At 71.4% G+C, this 19,542-nt stretch carries 21 protein-coding genes; 10 read left to right on the top strand and 11 right to left on the bottom strand.

What is annotated here, in order from left to right:
* Window positions 1–52: 52 nt before the first annotated feature.
* Window positions 53–1,438: a DUF2252 domain-containing protein gene (locus tag L6E10_RS12045; protein ID WP_236219590.1), complete on the top strand. Its 1,386-nt coding sequence runs from the start codon at window positions 53–55 to the stop codon at window positions 1,436–1,438.
* Window positions 1,439–1,482: 44 nt separating this feature from the next.
* Window positions 1,483–1,890 carry a GNAT family N-acetyltransferase gene (locus L6E10_RS12040; RefSeq protein ID WP_236219589.1) on the top strand — a complete coding sequence of 136 codons (408 nt, stop codon included), beginning with the start codon at window positions 1,483–1,485 and terminating at the stop codon, window positions 1,888–1,890.
* A 37-nt stretch (window positions 1,891–1,927) separates the two neighbouring features.
* On the opposite strand, the gene L6E10_RS12035 is transcribed toward L6E10_RS12040, so the two are convergent.
* From L6E10_RS12035 to zapE, 4 genes are all read right to left on the bottom strand, one after another.
* Window positions 1,928–2,287: a hypothetical protein gene (locus tag L6E10_RS12035; protein ID WP_090104395.1), complete on the bottom strand. Its 360-nt coding sequence runs from the start codon at window positions 2,285–2,287 to the stop codon at window positions 1,928–1,930.
* A gap of 107 nt (window positions 2,288–2,394) precedes the next feature.
* On the bottom strand, window positions 2,395–3,990 hold the full coding sequence (locus tag L6E10_RS12030; RefSeq protein ID WP_236219588.1) for an ABC-F family ATP-binding cassette domain-containing protein: 1,596 nt from the start codon (window positions 3,988–3,990) through the stop codon (window positions 2,395–2,397).
* 48 nt (window positions 3,991–4,038) lie between these two features.
* Entirely contained in the window at window positions 4,039–4,284 is a 246-nt protein-coding gene (locus tag L6E10_RS12025) for a DUF3040 domain-containing protein (RefSeq protein ID WP_236219587.1), read from the bottom strand.
* Window positions 4,285–4,356: 72 nt separating this feature from the next.
* Window positions 4,357–5,349, bottom strand: a complete 993-nt coding sequence (gene zapE, locus L6E10_RS12020) for a cell division protein ZapE (protein WP_236219586.1) — start codon at window positions 5,347–5,349, stop codon at window positions 4,357–4,359.
* Window positions 5,350–5,415: 66 nt separating this feature from the next.
* On the opposite strand from zapE, the gene L6E10_RS12015 reads away from it, so the two are divergent.
* Together L6E10_RS12015 and L6E10_RS12010 are read left to right on the top strand one after the other, a co-directional pair.
* The gene (locus L6E10_RS12015) at window positions 5,416–6,069 is read left to right on the top strand and encodes a dihydrofolate reductase family protein (RefSeq protein ID WP_236219585.1); all 654 of its coding nucleotides are present in this window, start codon (window positions 5,416–5,418) and stop codon (window positions 6,067–6,069) included.
* Window positions 6,070–6,086: 17 nt separating this feature from the next.
* Window positions 6,087–7,151, top strand: coding sequence for an ATP-dependent DNA ligase (locus L6E10_RS12010; protein WP_236219584.1), 1,065 nt, complete (start codon window positions 6,087–6,089; stop codon window positions 7,149–7,151).
* Here L6E10_RS12010 and L6E10_RS12005 read toward each other — a convergent pair.
* Window positions 7,148–8,017, bottom strand: coding sequence for a DMT family transporter (locus L6E10_RS12005; protein WP_236219583.1), 870 nt, complete (start codon window positions 8,015–8,017; stop codon window positions 7,148–7,150). The two genes, L6E10_RS12010 and L6E10_RS12005, sit on opposite strands and share 4 nt — an antisense overlap.
* A 120-nt stretch (window positions 8,018–8,137) precedes the next feature.
* On the opposite strand from L6E10_RS12005, the gene L6E10_RS12000 reads away from it, so the two are divergent.
* Entirely contained in the window at window positions 8,138–9,640 is a 1,503-nt protein-coding gene (locus tag L6E10_RS12000) for an alpha/beta hydrolase (protein ID WP_236219582.1), read from the top strand.
* A 314-nt stretch (window positions 9,641–9,954) separates the two neighbouring features.
* Here the strand turns inward: L6E10_RS12000 and L6E10_RS11995 are convergent, their stop codons facing one another.
* The 5 genes from L6E10_RS11995 to L6E10_RS11975 form a co-directional block, all read right to left on the bottom strand.
* Window positions 9,955–10,647 (bottom strand): DUF6319 family protein, encoded by a 693-nt coding sequence (locus tag L6E10_RS11995; RefSeq protein ID WP_236219581.1) that lies wholly within the window; start codon window positions 10,645–10,647, stop codon window positions 9,955–9,957.
* Between the two features lie 108 nt (window positions 10,648–10,755).
* Complete coding sequence (locus tag L6E10_RS11990; protein ID WP_236219580.1) at window positions 10,756–10,974, bottom strand: hypothetical protein; 219 nt, start codon at window positions 10,972–10,974, stop codon at window positions 10,756–10,758.
* 199 nt (window positions 10,975–11,173) lie between these two features.
* Window positions 11,174–11,605: a hypothetical protein gene (locus L6E10_RS11985; RefSeq protein ID WP_236219579.1), complete on the bottom strand. Its 432-nt coding sequence runs from the start codon at window positions 11,603–11,605 to the stop codon at window positions 11,174–11,176.
* 99 nt (window positions 11,606–11,704) lie between these two features.
* Window positions 11,705–12,712, bottom strand: coding sequence for a non-homologous end-joining DNA ligase (gene ligD, locus L6E10_RS11980; RefSeq protein WP_236219578.1), 1,008 nt, complete (start codon window positions 12,710–12,712; stop codon window positions 11,705–11,707).
* 9 nt (window positions 12,713–12,721) lie between these two features.
* Window positions 12,722–13,321, bottom strand: a complete 600-nt coding sequence (locus L6E10_RS11975) for a TetR/AcrR family transcriptional regulator (RefSeq protein ID WP_236219577.1) — start codon at window positions 13,319–13,321, stop codon at window positions 12,722–12,724.
* A gap of 40 nt (window positions 13,322–13,361) precedes the next feature.
* On the opposite strand from L6E10_RS11975, the gene L6E10_RS11970 reads away from it, so the two are divergent.
* The 4 genes from L6E10_RS11970 to L6E10_RS11955 are packed head-to-tail and all read left to right on the top strand — an operon-like array spanning window position 13,362 to window position 17,000.
* Window positions 13,362–14,507 (top strand): acyl-CoA dehydrogenase family protein, encoded by a 1,146-nt coding sequence (locus L6E10_RS11970; protein ID WP_236219576.1) that lies wholly within the window; start codon window positions 13,362–13,364, stop codon window positions 14,505–14,507.
* Window positions 14,508–14,517: 10 nt separating this feature from the next.
* Window positions 14,518–15,687 carry an acyl-CoA dehydrogenase family protein gene (locus tag L6E10_RS11965; RefSeq protein WP_236219575.1) on the top strand — a complete coding sequence of 390 codons (1,170 nt, stop codon included), beginning with the start codon at window positions 14,518–14,520 and terminating at the stop codon, window positions 15,685–15,687.
* Between the two features lie 9 nt (window positions 15,688–15,696).
* Window positions 15,697–16,443: a MaoC/PaaZ C-terminal domain-containing protein gene (locus L6E10_RS11960; RefSeq protein ID WP_236219574.1), complete on the top strand. Its 747-nt coding sequence runs from the start codon at window positions 15,697–15,699 to the stop codon at window positions 16,441–16,443.
* Window positions 16,440–17,000, top strand: a complete 561-nt coding sequence (locus tag L6E10_RS11955) for a helix-turn-helix transcriptional regulator (protein WP_236219573.1) — start codon at window positions 16,440–16,442, stop codon at window positions 16,998–17,000. Before L6E10_RS11960 ends, L6E10_RS11955 begins: the two co-directional genes overlap by 4 nt.
* Here the strand turns inward: L6E10_RS11955 and L6E10_RS11950 are convergent.
* A complete protein-coding gene (locus L6E10_RS11950) occupies window positions 16,997–18,946 on the bottom strand; it encodes a LuxR family transcriptional regulator (RefSeq protein ID WP_236219572.1) in 1,950 nt (649 codons plus the stop codon). The two genes, L6E10_RS11955 and L6E10_RS11950, sit on opposite strands and share 4 nt — an antisense overlap.
* A gap of 208 nt (window positions 18,947–19,154) precedes the next feature.
* Between L6E10_RS11950 and L6E10_RS11945 the strand changes: the two genes are divergently transcribed.
* The gene (locus L6E10_RS11945; RefSeq protein WP_236219571.1) at window positions 19,155–19,538 is read left to right on the top strand and encodes an SsgA family sporulation/cell division regulator; all 384 of its coding nucleotides are present in this window, start codon (window positions 19,155–19,157) and stop codon (window positions 19,536–19,538) included.
* Window positions 19,539–19,542: the final 4 nt, after the last annotated feature.

Here is a 19,542-nt window from a genome sequence, read left to right as displayed (position 1 = left end):
AGTTGCGACGGACGGGCCTCTTCGCCCGTCCGTCGCGTGCATCATGACTCCTATGGGTGAACGGGTGCGTGCTGAGGCCGCTGCCGCGCTGGGCAGGTGGGTCGAGCCGGAAGAGGTCTACGCCAAGGGGCGCGCGTTGCGGTCCTCAGTGGACTTCAAAGCGCACCGCCCCATGTCGCTGGCCGGCTCACGCCCGTCCGTTCTGGAATACGTGCGCGCCAGCAACGAGGGCAGGCTCGAGCACCTCGTCCCGCTGCGGGTGGGGCGGATGCTCGCCAACCCCTTCGCGTTCTTCCGCGGCGCGGCCGGGTTGCAGGCGGGCGACCTCGCCGCCGGGTGCGTCACCGGCCTGCACGCTCAGTTGTGCGGTGATGCGCACGCGGCGAACTTCGGCCTCTACGGCACGGCCGAGGGCCAGATCGTCATGGACATCAATGACTTCGACGAGACCCTCCCCGGCCCGTGGGAGTGGGACCTCAAGCGGCTCGTGGCGTCCCTGGTGCTGGCCGGCCGCGTCGGCGGCGTGTCGGACAAGGGCTGCCGCGATGCCGCCGAGGACGCCGTGAGCGCCTACCGCGCGGTGATCAAGCGCCTCGCGGACATGCCGTTCATGGACTCGTGGAGCGCCCTGGGCGACCAGTCCACGCTGTCGAAGGTCAAGGCCGACGACCTGATGAACGACTTCTCCAAGGCCGCCGAGAAGTCCCGCAGGAACACCAGCGCCCGGTTCGCGGCGAAGTGGACAGCGCACGACGGCGAGAAGTGGCGTTTCGTCACGAACCCGCCGACCTTCACCGACGTCTCCCCCGAGACCGCCGACGCGGTGATCGGCGCACTGCCGTCCTACGTGGACAGCCTGCGCGAGTCCCGCCGCAACCTGATCATGCGCTACGGCGTCTCGGACGTCGCCTTCCGCGTCGTCGGCACCGGCAGCGTCGGCCTGCGCAACTACCTCGTCCTGTTGCACGGCAACGGCTCCGAGGCCCTCGTCCTGCAGGCGAAGGAAGCGCGCCCGTCCGCCTTGAAGCCGTTCCTCGACGTCGAGCACCCCAAGCACGACGGCAAGCGCATCGTGCACGGCGCGCGCCTCGTCCAGGCCGAGACCGACATCCTGCTCGGCTGGACGACGATCGAGGGCCGCCCGTTCATCGTGCGGCAGTTCCGCAACCGCAAGGGCGGCATCGACCCGACCTCCCTGAAGCGCGACGACCTCGACGACTACGGCCGGTTCGCGGGAGCCCTGCTGGCCCGCGCGCACACGCGCTCGCTCGACCCGCGGCTGCTCGCCGGGTACTTCCAGAACGGCGGCGGCGAGGACCTCGACGACGCCTTCGCCCGGTACGCGTTCGACTACGCCGACCGGACCGAGGCCGACCACGAGGAGCTGACCAGGCTCGTCAGGAACGGGAAGCTGCCCGCGCACGTCGAACAGCGCTGACGCGCCTTCCCGCTCCCGCCGCGCGGGTGACCTAGCCTGGCCGCATGAAGATCCGCCGCGCCGCCTCCCCCGACGACGTGGCCGCCGCCGCGCACCTGTTCGACGCGCCGCCGCGGCCGGACGCGACCACCCGGTTCCTGGCGCAGGACCACAGCCACCTGCTGATCGCCTACGTGGACGACCAGCCGGCGGGGTTCGTGTCCGGGGTGGAGACGACGCACCCGGACAAGGGCACCGAGATGTTCCTCTACGAACTGGGCGTGCACGACGCCTTTCTGCGGCGCGGCATCGGCACGGCGCTCGTCGAGGCGTTGAAAGCCCTTGCGGTGCAACGGGGTTGTTACGCGATGTGGACCGGCACCGCCGCGGGTGACGCGGCGGCGCAGGCCACCTACCGCAAGGCGGGCGGGGTGGTGGACGACGGCGCGTTCGTCAGCTGGGACCTCTCCTGAACCCGCTCACGTCCACTCCGGATGACCCGCCTACACGTCACGGGTCGAGGGTCAGGCTCAAGATCGTGCAGTAAGTGCACCCGGTCTGGTTGCCCTTGTCGAAGCTGTAGCTCTTGGTCCTGCCATCAGCACTGTCCCAGAACTCGAAGGAGCCGCTGTTCGCGCCTGCGTTGAACCAGGTGACCCTCTCGATGTTGAGGAAGATGGTCGTCGGGCCCGAGTTGTTGAAGCAGTACTTGTCCTTCGCGTCGTGGTTGCGGAAGAACGCGGTGAAGTCGGTGCGCGCGTTGCACATCTGCTGGTCACGGATAGGTGTGACCGCCGCCGCCGGACCGGCGAAGCCGAGGAGGCTCACCACCACCGCGAGCAGGCTCAGGATCGACAACCGGAGCTTCATGGACCTTCCCCCAGGTTTACCGTCTGAGATTTTCAGTAAATCTCAGTTGATAGCGACAGTGTCGGAAGCTCACTCCGGGGTCAACGACGCCGAACGCAGTTGCACGGTTAAGTCCAGACGGGCTCGTCCACTTCGGACACCCGGCCGTCCGCCCGGAAGTGCAGGAACCGGTCGAACGACCTCGCGAACCACCGGTCGTGCGTCACCGCCACCACCGTCCCCTCGAAGTCGTTCAGAGCGTTCTGCAACGCCTCCGCCGACGCGAGGTCGAGGTTGTCGGTGGGCTCGTCGAGCAGCAGCAACGTCGCCCCGGACAGCTCCAGCAGCAGGATCTGGAACCGCGCCTGCTGACCGCCGGAGAGGTTCTCGAAGCGCTGGTCACCGGCGTGGTGCAGGCCGTAGCGCTGCAGCACCGCCATCGCGGCGCCCCGGTCGCGGCCGGGCCGGCGGCCCTCGCCGTGCCAGAGGATGTCCACGAGCGTGCGGCCGAGCCACTCGGGGTGCTCGTGCGTCTGCGCGAAGAGGCCCGGCACGACGCGGGCGCCGAGCCTCCACTCGCCGGTGGTCCGGACCTCGTCGCCCCCGAGCAGCCGCAGGAAGTGGCTCTTGCCGGAGCCGTTGGAGCCGAGGACCGCGACCCGGTCGCCGAAAAAGATCTCCTGCGAGAACGGCTTCATCAGCCCGGTCAGTTCCAGCTCCTCGCACGTGATCGCGCGAACGCCGGTACGGCCGCCCTTCAGCCGAGGGGTGACCTTCTCGTCCGAGGGGATCTCCGGAGGAGGACCGGCCTCCTCGAACCGTTGCAGACGTGCGGCCATCACGCGGTACTTGGGCGCCATCGCCTCGGAGTACTTGGCCTGTTGCTGGAGAGTGCGCACGAGCTCACGAAGGCGCTCGTGCTCCTCGTTCCAACGGCGGTGTTCTTCAAGGAGCTTCTCGATGCGTTTCGCGCGGGCGGCGTGCCAGGTGGAGAACGAGCCGGAGTGCGTCCAGGCGGAGTGCGCCTCGACGGTGACGACGTGCGTGGCGGCACTGGCGAGCAGTTCGCGGTCGTGGCTGACGACGAGCACAGCCTTGTCGGTCGCGCGGAGGCGGTCCTCCAGCCAGCGCTTGCCGGGGACGTCGAGGTAGTTGTCGGGCTCGTCGAGCAGCAGGACCTGCTCGTGACCGCGCAGCAGCGCTTCGAGGACCAGGCGTTTCTGCTCGCCACCGGAGAGCGTGCGGACCTCGCGGAACCGGGCCCGGTCGTAGGGCAGGCCCAGGGCGGCGACGGTGACGGTGTCCCAGAGGACCTCGACGTCGTAGCCGCCCGCCTCGCCGTAGGCGGTGAGGGCGTTGGCGTACCGCATCTGGGCGGCCTCGTCGTCGGTGTCCATCAGCGCGAGCTCGGAGTCGTCGAGCTCCCGCGCGGCGGCCCGCAACACCGGGGGTGCGATGGCGAGCAGCAGGTCGCGCACGAGGCTGTCGTCGCGGACCGAGCCGATGAACTGCGGCATCACCGCGAGCCCGCCCTGCACGTGCACGCTGCCCTGCTTCGGGGTGAGCTCACCCGACAGGATCCGCTGCAGCGTCGTCTTGCCGACGCCGTTCGCGCCGACCAGCGCGACCACGGTGCCGCCGCTCACCTTGAACGACACGTCGCGGAACAGCTCCCTGCCGTCGGGCAGGGAGTACGCGAGCCCGTTCGCTTCCAGATAACCCACGCAGCAGATGGTCGGGGGCGTGCCGCGCGGGCGCCAGCGAGTTTCCGGCTACCGGAGGCGGATCGGGTGCCTGCGCAGCACCAGCGCCGCCGCGGTGACCAGCAGGCACTGGAACGCGGCGCCGAACGCGCCGATCACCGTCAGCAGCACCGTGAGCCCACCGAAGACGAGCAGGAGGGAGTAGAACAGCCAGGGCCGCACCTGGCGGTTCATGGTGCGGGCCAGTCTCGGTTCGTCCGCCAACAACCGCTGCTCGATCTCCTTCAGCGAGCGGCGCTCGGCTTCACTCAGCATGGGTGCCTCCGGAAGACGTCGGGACGTCATCATTCCCGCCCGTAACCAGTGGATACTCGAACGCCGCGGTAGTCAAACCCGGGACAGTGCGACCAATCGGCTGACAGCGCGCAGGTACTTCTTCCGGTAGCCGCCCCGGAGCATCTCGTCGGTGAAGAGGTCCGAGAGCGGCTGGCCCGACACCGCGACCGGGATGTCGCGGTCGTAGAGCCGGTCGCCGAACGCCACGAGCCGCAGCGCGACGGACTGGTCCGGCGCGGGTTTGACGTTCTTGAGGTGCACCGCGGTGACGCCGTCGACGAGCCGGCCGTACTTCGACGGGTGGATGCGGGCGAGCGCCGCGCACAGGTCGTCGAAGTCGTCGAGGGTCGCGCCCTGCGTGTTCGCGGCCTTCGTGACCAGCTCGGAGTCCGACATCGGCGGCGGGGCGTCGGGCAGGCCGCGGTGGCGGTAGTCGGGGCCGTCGACGCGCACGACGTCGAACTTCGACGACATCGACTGGATCTCGCGCAGGAAGTCGGCGGCGGCGAACCGGCCCTCGCCGAGCTTGTCGGGCAGCGTGTTGGACGTGGCGGCGACGTGCACCCCGGCCGCGACCAGCTCCTTGATCAGGCGCGTGACCAGCATCGTGTCACCGGGGTCGTCGAGCTCGAACTCGTCGATCGCGAGGAGCTTGTGACCGCTCAGGCGCCGGACCGCCTCGGGGAACGTCAGGACGCCGACCAGGTTCGTCAGCTCGACGAACGTGCCGTACGCCTTCGGGCCCGGCACGGCGTGCCAGAGCGAGGCGAGCAGGTGGGTCTTGCCGACGCCGAAGCCGCCGTCGAGGTAGAGGCCGAGCTTGCCCTCGTCCTCGGCCCTGCCGCCGAAGAGCGACCACTTCTTGCGCCGGGTGCTGACGCGTGCGGCGAACAGGCGGCCGGCCTCGACCGCGGCGGCCTGGCTGGGCTCGTCCGGGTTGGGGAGGTAGCTGTCGAAGCTGACGTGGTCGAACCTCGGTGGGGGGACCAGGCTCTCCACCAGTTCGTCGGCACCGATCTGGGGATCCCGGTCGGACAAGCGCATGCCCGCACCTTATCGGCGTGGTGGGATGGGTTCGTGGAGATGTTGTGGCCCTCACCGGGCGTTGAGATGACCGACACAGCACTGGAGTCGCTCTACGCCTACCCGCGGGGCCGGACCTGGGTGACCGCGAACTTCGTGTCGAGCGCCGACGGCTCGGTGTCGGTCGACGGGCGCTCGGCGGGGCTCGGTTCGCCGGCGGACAAGAAGATCTACCTGCTGGGCCGCGAGCTCGCCGACGTGGTGCTGGTGGGCGCCGGCACGGTGCTGGCGGAGGGCTACCGGGGCGCGCGGAGGGCCACGCCGCTGCCGATCGCCGTGGTGACGGCGCGCGGGACGCTGACGCCGGACCTGCCGCTGTTCACCGACACGTCCGTGCCGCCGATCGTGATCACCACCGAGGCCGCCCGGATGCCGCCGCTGCGCGCCGACGTGGTCATCGCCGGGGAGGAGGAGGTGGACCTGAACGTGGCCGTCGCCGAGCTCGCGGCGCGCGGGCTGCACCGGATCGACCTCGAAGGGGGTCCCCGGCTGTTCGGGACGATGGTGGCCGAGGGGCTCGTGGACGCGCTGAACCTGACCCTGGCACCGGTGCTGGCGGTCGGCGACGCGTCCCGGATCGCCCACGGCCCGGTGGTGCCCCCGGTCGACCTGGCGCTCGAGTCGGTGCTGCGCGAGGACGACGTGTTGTTGTTGCGATACCGGCGGCGCGATTCCGGCTGAAGAGGCAGGATGTCCGCGTGGACCTCCCGCTCACGCCTCCGCTGCAGCCGATGCTCGCGACCGCGGTGGACGGCATACCGGACACCGCCGACCTGCTGTTCGAACCGAAGTGGGACGGTTTCCGCTGCCTGGTGTTCCGCTCCGGCGACGAGGTCCTCCTGCAGTCGCGCAGCGGCAAGCCGCTCAACCGCTACTTCCCCGAGGTCGTCGCCTCGATGCTCGAGGTGCTGCCCGAACGGGTCGTCGTCGACGGCGAGCTGGTGGTCGCGAAGAACGACGAGCTGGACTTCGACGCGCTGTCCGAGCGCATCCACCCGGCGGCCTCGCGGGTGACGATGCTGTCGGAGTCGACGCCGGCCACGTTCGTCGCGTTCGACCTGCTCGCGCTCGGGTCCGAGGTGCTGCTGGAGTCACCGACGGTGGCGCGGCGCGAGGCGCTGCTCGCGTTGCCCGGCCTCAACGTCACCCCGGCGACCACGTCGGCCGAGACGGCGAGGCAGTGGTTCGCGCTGTTCGAGGGCGCCGGGCTGGACGGCGTCATGGGCAAGCCGGCGGACGGCCCGTACACGCCGGGCAAGCGGTCGATGATCAAGGTGAAGCACGCCCGCACCGCCGACGTGGTGCTCGCGGGGCTGCGCTGGCACAAGGACACCGAGCCCGGCACGGCCGTCGGCTCGCTGCTGCTCGGCGTCTACGACTCGAACGACCTGCTGCACCACATCGGCGTCTGCGGCTCGTTCAAGGCGGCCGAACGCCGCGAGCTGGCCGCGGAGCTCGCGCCGCTGATCACCGACTCGCCGGAGCACCCGTGGGCGGACCCGCGGCCCGGCCAGCGGATCCCCGGCGAGATCAACCGGTGGCGCGGCAAGCAGGCCGAGTACGTGGCGTTGCGCCCCGAACGGGTGCTGGAGATCCACTACACCCAGACCGAGGGCGAGCAGCCGGTGCGGCTGCGGCACAACGGCCAGTTCGCGCGGTGGCGCCCGGACCGCGAGCCGCTGTCGTGCCGCTACGACCAGCTGGAGATCCCGGCCCGCTACGACGTCGCTTCCGTGCTCAAGGGGGAGCTGCGCGCCCGTTAGACCTCGGGTCTCGCGGACCTGGTCGCTCCCACGGACGCGATCACGACGCAGCAGACGGCGACCCACTGCGCCGGTGCGAGGTGCTCGCCGAGCAGCAGCAGGCCCGCGACCGCGGCCACCGCCGGTTCGAGCGACATCAGGATGCCGAACACGCGCGGCGGCATGCGCCGCAACGCCTCCAGCTCCAGCGAGTACGGGATCACCGACGACATCAGCGCGACAGCCGCGGCCGCCGCCAGCACCACCGGGTCGAGCAGCGCCGTGCCGGCCGAGGTGACGCCGAACGGCAGCGCGACCGCCGCCCCGACGACCATCGCGAGCGCGAGGCCCTTGCCGTCGCTGGTGGTGCTGCCGAGCTTGGCCGTCACGAGGATGTACGCCGCCCACAGCGCGCCCGCGGCCAGTGCGAACAGCACTCCCGTCCACAGCAGACCGCCCTGCACGCGCGTGAGCAGCACCACGCCGGTGCCCGCGAGCAGCACCCACAGGCCGTCGAGCCAGCGCCGCGACCCGGCGACCGCCACCGCGAGCGGTCCGAGGAACTCGATGGTGACGGCCGCGCCGAGCGGGATGCGTTCGATCGCGGAGTAGAAGCAGAGGTTCATCCCCGCGAGCACCACGCCGTAGGTGAGGACGACGGTCAGCGTGCGGCGGTCCATCCGCGGCGACGGCCGCCAGATCGCGACGAGCACGATCGCCGCGACGACCAGCCGCAACGTCACCGTGCCGACCGCGCCCGCCGTCGCGAACAGCTGCTTCGCGACGGCCGCGCCCACCTGCACGCTGACGATCCCCAGCAGCACGAGCGCCGTCGGCGGGATGCCGCCCAGGAACCGGGCGACGGGAAGCCGGTCAGCGTGAGCCATGGTCTCCATCCTGGCTCATCGACTCACCGCGTTCTCACCTTCCGCGTGCGACGCTCACCACCCGGACCGTGAACGAGAGCGAGGACATCTGTGCGTCGCGCTGCCTTGGCCCTACTGGCAGTGAGCGTGCTGACGGCGTGCAGCGCGGGGCCGTCGACCCGGCCGGTGATCGCGGTGAAGGGCGACGAGAACCAGCCCTTCGACCAGAGCACGCTCGCCGGGCCGCAGCCAGTGCCCCCGCTCGGCGAGTTCAAAAAGGACTCGCTGGCGTGGTCGGCGTGCAACGAGCAGATGAAGGACCGCCTCGGCGCCACCGCGCCCCAGGGCGACCAGACCTACGAGTGCTCGCGCATGACCGTCGTGCTCGACCCGCCGGGACGTCCCGGCCGCGGCACGCTCGGCATCGCGCTGATGCGCGTCGGCACCGGCAAGAGCGCGCTGGTCGTCGTGAACGACCCCGGCGGCGAGCCCGGCACGCTGAAGGCCGCGCGGCTCGCGGCGGCGTTGCCGAAAGAGGTCCTCAGCACGTACACGATCATCGGCATGGACCGCCGCGGCACGGGCCGTTCGGACGGCCTGTCGTGCGTTCCGCAGGCCACGCGCGCACAGCTCGTCGAGTACGACCCCGCCGAGACCGAGCAGTCGAACCTCGTCGTGGCCGCCGGTGAGGCGTCGCAGGAGTGCGTGCTCGACCTGGAGGGCAGGCTGACCGCGTTCGACTCGTGGCGCGCCGCCGCCGACCTGGAACGCCTCCGCGACTCCCTCGGCTCCGACCGCCTCAACGCCCTCGGCTTCGGCGAGGGCTCGCGCGCCATCACGACGTACGCGCAGCGCTACCCGAACCGCATCGGCCGCACCGTCCTCGACGGCGCCCCGGACCCGACGCTCGACCAGGTCGGCGTGCTCGAGTCCCGTGCCGTGGCGGCCGAAGCGACGTTCGAGGCGTTCGCCCGCGACTGCAAGACGCGCGGCTGCGCTCTCGCGAACCCCCGTGAGGACGTCTCCGCACTTCTCACCCAGCTGCGCAACGGACGCCTGCGCGGCGAGTACGTCGACCTGACCCCGGGCTCCGCGCTGAACGCGATCCTGCTGGGCCTCGCCGACCGAACCCGCTGGCCCGCGCTCGCCGACGCCGTGGTGAAGGCCCGCGCCGGCGACGCCTCCGGCCTGTTCGCCCTGCTCGACCCGGTGGTGAACGACCTCGACGAGAACCCGCCGCGCTTCGACGCGGGCCTGATCATCGGCTGCAACGACACCTCCACCCGCATCCCGCCGGACCGGGTGAAGGCACTGGCCGCGGACTGGCAGGGCAAGCACGCGCTGTTCGGCGCCGTGTTCGCCCGCCAGCTGCTGCACTGCAACCCGTTCCCGCCGCCCAAGGCCGAGAAGGTCGACGCGCTGAAGAGCGCGCCGCCGATCGTGGTGCTGAGCACGGCCAACGACGTCTCCACCCCCGCGCCGGGCACCGAGCACGCGGCGCAGCGGTTGCCGGGTGCGGTGCTGATCGGGTGGCAGGGCAGCGGGCACGGCGCCCTGACGCTCTCGGGCTGTGCCACCACCGCCGTGAAGGACTACCTGATCGACGCGAAGGTGCCGTCGAACGGCACCGTCTGCCCGCCGTGACGGTCAGGCCCGTTGTCCCGCAACAGGTCCGCTGACGCTCCACCGGCGGACACGGCGCAGGGAGCCTCTCGCGTGACCACAGCGCGAGGGCTCCCCGACCGAATCTCGTGTCAGCAGCTCGAACAGCAGCCGCAGCCGGGCCCCGTGCACCCGGAACAGCACCCACACGTACCCATCAGGGCCTCCCCGTCCTCCAAGCCGGACCTGCGCGGGACCTCCGCGCTCACCACGGTCCGCTCCGGCACCGGCCCTGGGAACCCCTCTCACCCGAACGCGTGCGGACAACCACCGGGGCGTCGCAGCGAGTGATACCGCTACGCGCCCAGCTCGTCCAGGGCCTTCTGGGCCGCCTCCAACTCGGCGCGCAACTGCTCCACGCGGGCCAGCTGCTGGGCACGCGCCGCGTTCAGGACGCCCTCGACGATCTCGGACACCTCGGGCGTGAGCAGCTTCGCGGCCTGCGCCACGGCGGCCGGGGGCACCGGGGTCGGGCGGACCGCCTTGCGGCTGCCCTGCAGCACCTCGACGGTCCACTCGCCCTCACCCGTCGTCACCAGTGTCACGGTGACCTCGGGCGTGGAGCCCTTGCCGGACGCCTTGCGCGCGGCGGGCTTCGGCGCCGCCACCGCCTCGACCGGCGCCGGGGCGGGCTTCGGTTTGGGGGCCGCAGTCTTCACCGGCGCCTCCGGGACGTAGGGGTGGATGATCTCAGTCTCCCGCGGCGGCTCCGGGGGCGCAGGGGGCGGGGTGGCCGGCTTCTTGCGCGGCGGGGGCTTCTCCAGCGTCAACTCGGCCGGGGAGAACGACATCTCGTCCTTCGACCCCGTGGGCCGGACCTGGATGAAGTCGCCCTCCTCGGGCTCGGTGAACGCGAGCAGCTTCGCCGACCTGCCCGCCTCCATGCCCACGGCGGCCGCTGTGAACCACACCATCGGCTGAGTGCCTTCGTTCAACTGCGAGCGCAGGCTGTCGACGTCCTCCGCCGACAGCCCGCTCTTCTTCGCCATCGCGCTGCCTCCCCACCGTTCGAACACCTGTGCCCCAGCATGCCCTACACCCCTGACATTTCTGAGCACCGGGTCGCCGCCAAGATCATCAAGCGGCGCGGGACGCGCTCAGGCCTCTTCGGCCTCTTCGGTCTCGACAACGCGAAGCCGGTATTCGCACCCGTACTCGACGGTGTACGACAGCTCGTACACGTGCACGATCTTGGGCCCGCCGTGCAGGTGCACGTACGTCACCGTCTGCTTCGGGACATCCGGCGTGGACGGCAGCGAGTCCACCCGGCCGTCGAGAGGACCGCCGACGTACCGGACGACATAGGGCTGTGACACGGCGACCTCCTCTCGCGCGTTTCGTCCAGTCTACGAGGTCGCGACTTCGATCCGTCCCGATCCAGCCAGTTGGCTCACTCACCCCCCGAACCACCGCACGGCGAGGTCGTCGAACGTTCCTCCGGCAGGCATCTCACGCATGTACCACGGCATGTTCGAGTACACGCGCAACAGCGCGTAAGCCATCACACGCCGAGCGTCAGGAACGCGCCCGTACGCCTCGACCAACGCCTGCCAGCACCGGCGATCGCGTTTCGTCACGAAGACGCCGACGCCCGCGAACTCGTACTCGAACGCCCCGCGCACCGCCGGTTCGAAGTCGAACAGCCCGCTCGGCACCGAGGTCCACACCGCGGGGGAATTCCGGGATCCGCTCCAGCCACCACTCACCCAGCCCACGTTTGCGTTGCTGCTCAACGCAAGCGGACCGCCGCTGCGCCACGAACGCCGTCCAGTCCGCGGGCCCGAGCACCGCGGGGGGTTCGACGCCGTGCAGCGCCCGCACCACCTCACTGACCCGCGCGGCGACCTCCACGTCCGGCACATCGGGTTCCTTGCCGTGCAACGCCTCCATCACCACGAGCTCGACCGGCGCCTCGCCGTGGAACTGCGGCGGGAACAGCTCCAGCACCGGCTCGCCGCCGACGGCGAAGACGGGCAGCGAGCCCCGGTGAGCCGCACCGCGTCACCGCGCAGGCCGAGCCGGTCGCGCAACGACCCGGCGTCGCGGTCACTCCTGCTTGCGGGCACGCGAAGGCTGCACCCGCATGGGCTCGCCCGGCATCTTCGGGTAGTCCGGCGGATACGGCATCTCCCCGCGCGGATCCGCCGCGTACCACTCCAGCAGGGTCTCGATCCCGAACGCCTCGGAGTCCAGCGCCGCGTGCGGGTCCCCGCGCTCCCGCAGGTACTTCGGCACCGTCAGCACGTCGAAGTCGTCGGGATCCACAGTGGACAGCTCGTCCCACGTGACCGGCGTCGAGACGGTGGCGCGGGCGGTTCCGCGCACCGACCAGGCCGAGGCGATGGTGCGGTCGCGCGCGGCCTGGTTGAAGTCGATGAAGACGCGTGAGCCGCGTTCCTCCTTCCACCACGCCGAGGTCGCGAGGGACGGGGCCCGCTTCTCCACCTCGCGGGCCAGGGCGATGACGGCGTGGCGCACGTCGACGAAGTCCCAGTCGGGGCGGATGCGCACGGCCACGTGGATGCCGCGGCCGCCGGAGGTCTTCGGGTAGCCGGTGAGACCCGCGTCGGCCAGGACCTCGCGTAGCACCCCGGCCACGCGGGCGGCGTCGGAGAAGCCGGTGCCCGGTTGCGGGTCGAGGTCGATGCGCAGCTCGTCGGGGTGGTCGACGTCCGGCCGGCGCACGGGCCACGGGTGGAAGTCGAACGTGCCGAGGTTCGCGGCCCAGACGACCACCGCCTCGGAGGTCGGGCAGATCTCGTCGGCGGGGCGGCCGGAGGGGAAGCGGACCTGCACGGTCTCGACGTACTCGGGCGCGCCCTTGGGCACGCGCTTCTGGTAGAACGCCTCGCCCTCGACGCCGTCGACGTAGCGCTTGAGGACGACCGGGCGGTCGCGCAGCACGGACAGCAGGACCGGGGCGACGGTGCGGTAGTACTCGACCACCTGCCCCTTGGTGATGCCGCGCGCGGGGAAGTACGGCTTGTCCGGGTTGGACACCCGCACGAGCTGGTCACCGACTTCGAGCTCGATCGCCTTCGACTTGGCAGCCACGGGAAAACCCTAGAGGCCGCGCACGAATGCCGCGAGGGCCAGCTCGAAGCTGTCGCGGTCGAGCTCGCGGGCGACGCCGGGGAGCAGGTGGGCGCGGTCGAGGTGCGGGTAGCGGTCCGCGTAGTCGGCGGGGTCGGCGGAGAAACCGCTCGAGAACGAGCTCAGCGCCGAGCCGAACACGATGTACATCAGGCCGGCGGCGATCATCGTGGCCTCACGGCGCGACCAGCCCGCGTCGACCAGCGCGCCGTGCAGGAGGTCGAGGCGCTGCAGCGACTCGGCGCGGCCCGCCGGGCCGTAGGCGAGGAACGGGACGATGTTCGGGTGCGACGACAGTGCCGCGCGGTACGAGCGCGCGCACCTGATCAGGCCTTCCCGCCAGCCGTCGGAGAAGCCCGTGACGTCGACCGTGGACAGGATGCTGGACGCGATGTCGTTGAGCAGCTGGTCCTTGGTGCGGACGTGCCCGTAGAGCGACGCGGCCTGCACGCCGAGCTCGGCGGCGAGCTTGCGCATGGACAGGCCGTCGAGGCCGTCTCGGTCGATGATGGCCAGGGCCACCGACCTGATGCGGTCGGGACTCAGCAGAGGGGTGCTCGGCCGGGGCATGTGAGTTAACCTAACACTGTTCGGTTAGTCGGGAGGGCCTGTGGATCTAACGCTTTCGGACGAACACCGGCAGCTCAGGGAGCTGGCCCGGCGGTTCACCGACGACCGCATCGTCCCCCACGCCACGCGGTGGGACCGCGAGGAGGCCATCGACAGGGACCTCGTGCCGGCGCTGGGCGAGGTCGGGTTCCTCGGGCTCGGCGTCGACGAGCGCTACGGCGGGTCCGGGGGCGACAACCTCGCCTACTGCCTCGTGCTCGAGGAGGTGGCGCGCGGCGACTCGGCCGTCAGGGGGATCATCTCCGTCTCGCTCGGGCTGGTCGCGAAGTCGATCGCGCGGCACGGCACCGAGGAGCAGAAGCAGCGCTGGCTGCCGGGCCTCACGTCGGGCTCGCAGGTCGGGTGCTTCGCGCTCACCGAACCCGGCACCGGCAGCGACGCGGGCAGCCTCGTCACCAAGGCCGCGAAGACCGGCGGCGGCTACCGCATCACCGGCCGCAAGGTCTTCATCACCAACGGCACGTGGGCGGACGTCGCACTCGTGTTCGCGAGGACCGGCGGACCAGGTCCGAAGGGCATCTCGGCGTTCCTCGTCCCCACCGACTCCGAGGGTTTCCACGCCACCGAGATCAAGGGCAAGCTCGGCATGCGGGGCCAGGCCACCGCCGAGATCACCCTCGACGACGTCGAGGTGCCCGACGACGCCCTGCTCAGCACCGAGGGCTTCAAGCTCGCGATGGGCGCCCTGGACAAGGGCCGGATGTCCGTCGCGGCGGGCTGCGTCGGTGCCGCCAGGGGTGCGCTGGAAGCCGCGCTCCGCTACGCCGGGGAACGCGAGCAGTTCGGCAAGCCCGTCGCGGGGTTCCAGCTCGTGCAGGAACTCCTCGCCGACATGGCCGTGGAGACCGACGCCGCGAGGCTGCTGACCTGGCGCGTCGCCGACCTCGCCGACAGGGGTCAGCCGTTCGGCACCGAGGCGTCCATGGCCAAGCTGTTCGCCAGCGAGGCCGCGGTGAAGGTCGCCAACAACGCCATCCAGGTCTTCGGCGGCTACGGCTACATCGACGAGTACCCGGTGGGCAAGTACCTCCGGGACGCCCGCGTCACCACCCTCTACGAGGGCACCAGCCAGATCCAGAAACTGCTCATCGGCCGCGCGCTCACGGGCGTGAACGCGTTCGTCTGAAAGGAAAGCAATGGACTTCACGCTCGACGAAGAGCAGAAGGAGATCCGCGACTGGGTGCGGACCTTCGTGCGCAAGGAGATCGTCCCGCTCGAGCCCGAGGTGCTGCGCCGCGAGCGCGCGGGCCAGCCGGGTCTCGGCCGCGACGAGCTCAAGGCACTGCAGGACAAGGCCAAGCAGGCCGGGTTCTTCGGCGTGCTGACGCCGCAGGAGTACGGCGGCATGGGCCTCGGCGCGATGATGACCGCGCTCATCGAGGCGGAGCTGGGCCGCAGCTTCGTGCCGTTCCGCTTCGGCGGCTACGCGGACAACATCCTGTTCCACGGCAACGAGGAGCAGAAGCAGCGCTACCTGCTGCCGACGATCTCCGGCGAACGCGTCTCGTGCTTCGCGATCACCGAGCCGGGCGCCGGCAGTGACGCGAAGGCCATCCGCACGTCCGCCGTGCGGGACGGCGACGAGTGGGTGATCAACGGCGAGAAGACGTTCATCACGCAGGGCAACGAGGCCGACTTCGTGATGGTGTTCGCCGTGACCGACAAGGAGAAGGGCGCCGACGGCGGCGTCACGTGCTTCCTCGTCGACCGCGACATGGGCTGGAAGTCCGAGCCGATCCCGACCATGGGCCAGTGGGGCCCGGCGGCGCTCGTGTTCGACAACGTCCGCGTGCCGCACGAGAACATCCTCGGCGAGGAGGGCAAGGGCTTCCACCTGGCGATGCAGTGGATCGGCCAGGGCCGCTACCTGCTGCCCGCCCGCGCGCTCGGCAGCGTCGAGCGGCTCGTCGAGATGGCGGTCGAGCAGGCCCGCAACCGCGTCACGTTCGGCAAGCCCATCGCCGAGTACCAGGCCATCCAGTGGATGATCGCCGACTCCGCGGTCGAGATCGAGGCGCTGCGCTGGCTCGTGCTGCACGCCGCGTGGCTCGTCGACCAGAAGCAGGACTCGCGGCAGGCGCAGTCGATCGCGAAGCTCTACGGCGGCATCAAGGCCAACGAGATCGTCGACCGCGTGCTGCAGATCCACGGCGGCATGGGCTACACCCGCGAGCTGCCGATCGAGCGCTGGTACCGCGAGCTGCGCCTGCTGCGCATCTACGAGGGCACCGACGAGATCCAGCGCCGCACGATCGCGCGCAACCTGCTCAAGGGCCACGCGAGCGTGCGGGGCACGCTCGGCTAGCTTGAACTCGTGCTCGACCACGGCATCCTCGGCGTCGTCGACCGGCAGGTCCGCACCTGGTCGGTCCGCGACGCCGAGGTGTACGCGGCGGCCGTGGGCGGCTTCTCCCCCGCGTTCGCCATCCCGCTGCTGCAGCACGGTGGCCCGCAGCTCGGCCTGACCGGCGCCGACATGACCCGGGTCCTGCACGCCGAGCAGTCGCTGTGGCTGCACCGGAGGCTGCGCCCCGGCCTCCCCGTGACCGTCACCAAGACGGTCGAGAACATCTACGACAAGGGCTCGGGCGCCCTGGTCGTCAGCAGGTGGGAGTCGGAGTTCGCGACCACCCGGTCGTCGTGCTTCGTCAAGGGCGAGGGCGGTTTCGGCGGTGAACGCGGCGAGACCCGCGAGTTCACCGTTCCCGGCGCACCGCCGGAGGTCGGCTTCTTCCGGACCGCCGGGAACCAGGCGTTGCTGTACCGCGAGACCGGTGACGTGAACCCGATGCACACCGACCCGGAGTTCGCCCGGCGCGCCGGGTTCCCCGGGCCGATCCTGCACGGCCTCTGCACGCTCGGGATCACGGTGCGCGGCCTCGACTTCACCGAGCTGCACGCCCGCTTCACCGCCCCCGTCCTGCCGGGCGACCTGCTGCGGGTCGAACGCTGGCCCACCGGCGAGTTCCGCACGCTCGTCGACGGGAAGCAGGTCCTCATCGGAACGGTTCGGCTTTCCGAAGCGGAGCGCAGCCCGGAGGTTCGCACGATCGTGTCATGAGTGGTGCCCTGGCAATGGTGGACTCCGGGATCGAACCGGTGCGCGTGGTGGTGGAGTCCCGAGACCTGATCAGCGCGGCCGGTGTGACGCACCTGCTGACCAGCTCACCGCGGGTGCGGGTGGTCCAGGACCGCTCCGACGCGCAGGTGCTGCTGGCCCTGGTGAACGAGCTGTGCGCGCAGCAGGCCGCACGGCTGCGGGCCTGCGGTTCCTCCCGGATCGTGGTGATCGCCGCCCGCGTGCACGACCTCACGCCGTCCATCGCCGCCCAGGCCGGGCTGCCGGTGCCCCTGCGGCGCGCCGACGTCAACGCCGAACGCCTGGTCAAGCTGCTCGTCGGCGGCCAAGCCGTGCAGGAGCGGTCCCCGGTGCTGAACGACCGCGACCTGCAGCTGCTGCGGCTGCTGGCCGACGGCGCCACGATCGCCGAGGTCGCCGCACGGCTGTTCTGCTCGGAACGGACCGTGAAGTACGCGCTGCACCAGCTCCTGGAACGGTTCGGCCTGCGCAACCGGGTGCACGCGGTGGCGTGGGCCTTGCGCTCCGGCCTGCTCTAGCCGTAACCGAAGACGGACGAGAGCTGCACCCGCCTGCCGATCCCGGCCTTGCGGTAGACGCGGGTCAGGTGCAGCTCGACCGCCCGCCGCGTCACGCCGAACCGCTCGGCGATCTCCCGGTTCGTCCGCCCTTGCAGCGCCAGCGAGACGATTCGCGACTCGTGCGGCGTCAGCTCGTCCCACGCCGCCGGGCGCACCGGCCGTGCGGGACGGGACAGGGCCGCCCTCGCCTGCTCCACCACGTCGGTGGCGCCGGCCCGTTCGGCGTCGGCCACGGCGGCACGCGGCGAGCCCAGCGCGAGGTGCATGCGGGCGCGCTGGTGCAGCAACAGGTCGCACGTCCACGCAGGCGGCACCGTGCCGGTGTACCCCAGTCGCACCAGCACCTCCCGGGCATCGGCCGGCCGTCGAGCGTCCACACAGGACGCGACGAAGGCCGCCGCTCCCAGCGCCACGCAGCCACGTGACGGTGACGCCCGGGCCAGCTCGCGCATGAGCCGCGCCACCTCGGCGTGGTGCCCGCGAGCCCGGTGCGCCCACATCACCCACGCGGTCAGCCAGTCCTGCTCCGCCCCCACGAGCCTCGGCCGCACCAGCGGCGCCAGTTCCAGCAGCACGTGCTCCGAGCCGGTGCGCAGCAGCGCAAGCCCGGCGAGAGCGAGCGACGGCACCACCGGCCCGCTCGGGGGAAGCGAACGCAGCACCCGTTCCGGATCAGGCGGGACGACCGGCGTCCCGCCGAGGCTCAGCACGTCCTCGTCGCACTGCCAGTCGAGGACCACCGCGTCGACCCACGCGCGGGCGACGGGCCGCTGCCGGGCGAGCTCGCCGGCCAGGGGCGCGATCCCGCAGCGCAGGTGCAGCTCCGCCATGGCCACCGCGACCTCCCCCGCGACCCCGGCGTCCAGCGGCTCCCGCAGCGCGGCGCGCAGGCACCGGACCGCGTGCTCCGGCCGTCCGGCAGCCCGGTGCAGCCGCGCCGCGCCGAGCAGCAGCGGAGCGGCCCACGACGCCTTCAGCGGTTCCGCGCACGCCACGACGTGCTCGGCGACAGCGGCAGGTGGGTCGCTCCGCCGGTGCATCACCTCCGCCGCGGCGCGATGCAGGCGTTCCCGTGGTTCGGGCGCCATCTCGTGCCGGATCGCGTGGCGCAGCGCCGGCGACCGGACCCGCATCGGCTCACCGCGGGCGAGACGGGCGTCGACGAGCCGTTCGAACGCGGCCAGCGTCCGGAACGACCCCGTCCCCGCCACCTCGCCCAGCACGTCCAGCGACGCGGTCCCCAGCACCGAGAGCGCCCGCGCGACCGCCACCGCGTCGGCGTCCAGCGCCTCCCAGCTCCGCCGCACCGCCCGCAGCAGGCGCGGCAGCCTCAGCCCGGGCAGCAGGGCGCGCAACGAGGACACCGACACGTCCGCGACGACGTCCAGGACGTCGCTCAGCACACCGGGTGCCCCGCCGCTGAACTCGAGGCACAGCTCTGCCAGCTCCGGCGAGACTTCGGCGTCGCACCGGCGCCGGAGCATCTCGGCCACCGCAGGGGCCCCGACCGGCCCCACGGGCACCCGCACGGCGTCCACGACCGGCAGGGCGTCCGGATCGCAGTCCCCCGCCACCAGCACCGCGCCCCGGAACCGCGCCAGCCGCTCGGTCTCCTCCCCGGACAGCCGCTCGACGTCGTCCACCACGAGCACCGTGCGGCTGCCGGCCCCGGCCGGCGCCCTCAGCCCGCGCACCGGCCGCAGCCCGCTGCGCACCGCGATCGACGACGCGATCGACAGCAACGCGCTCTTGCCCATACCAGTCGCGCCATGCACAACGCACGACCTCGCACCACCGCTGATCGCGTTCGTCAAGACGGCGATCTCCCGCTCACGCCCCACGAGCAGGCCGCCCGCCCGGCGCGCGGCGGCGTCGACGAGGCCGGGACGAGGTGGGACGACCATGCCGTCCAGCAAATCGCCCGCGACCCCGCCAGACCATGCAGAAGCACCGGCAGAAGTCCGCCGGTTCTGCCCCTTCGCACAGCACCGGTGACCGCTCTTCGGGGCACGAACGCGAAACCCGCCCGACCAATCGATCGGTGACGACGGTGAACCGTTCCGGATCCCGGTACGTGTTCCTCCAGGTAGGCACGAACACTCGGGAGTCCCCATGCGGGTCGCATCACGCACCGTCTTCGACTTCGTCCGGCCGGACGGCACCACCGCCCCGGTCGAGACCGAGCTGGTCTACCAGGCGGACGACCCGTTCGCGGTGACCATGAGGTTCCGCGCGGGCGGCTCGGTGGCCACCTGGGTCGTGGGCAGGGACCTGATCTCCGAGGGCATGGCCGCGGCGGCGGGCGAAGGCGACGTGCGGCTGCGCCCGGTCACCGGCCGCGTGCTGCTGCTGGAACTGATCTCGGACCGGCAGGTCACGGTGTTCCGGGTGCGAGCGGGCACGCTGCGGAAGTTCCTGGGCGCGACCCACGAGCTCGTGCCGCCCGGCTCCGAGCGGTTCGACGCCGACGCGTTCCTGAGCACCGTCCTGCGCTAGGCCG

Source organism: Lentzea sp. CC55 (assembly GCF_021056325.1).
Taxonomy (GTDB): Bacteria; Actinomycetota; Actinomycetes; order Mycobacteriales; family Pseudonocardiaceae; genus Lentzea; species Lentzea jiangxiensis.
The sequence above is the reverse complement of the archived record's forward strand: the minus strand, read 5'-3'. Positions and strand labels throughout refer to the sequence as shown.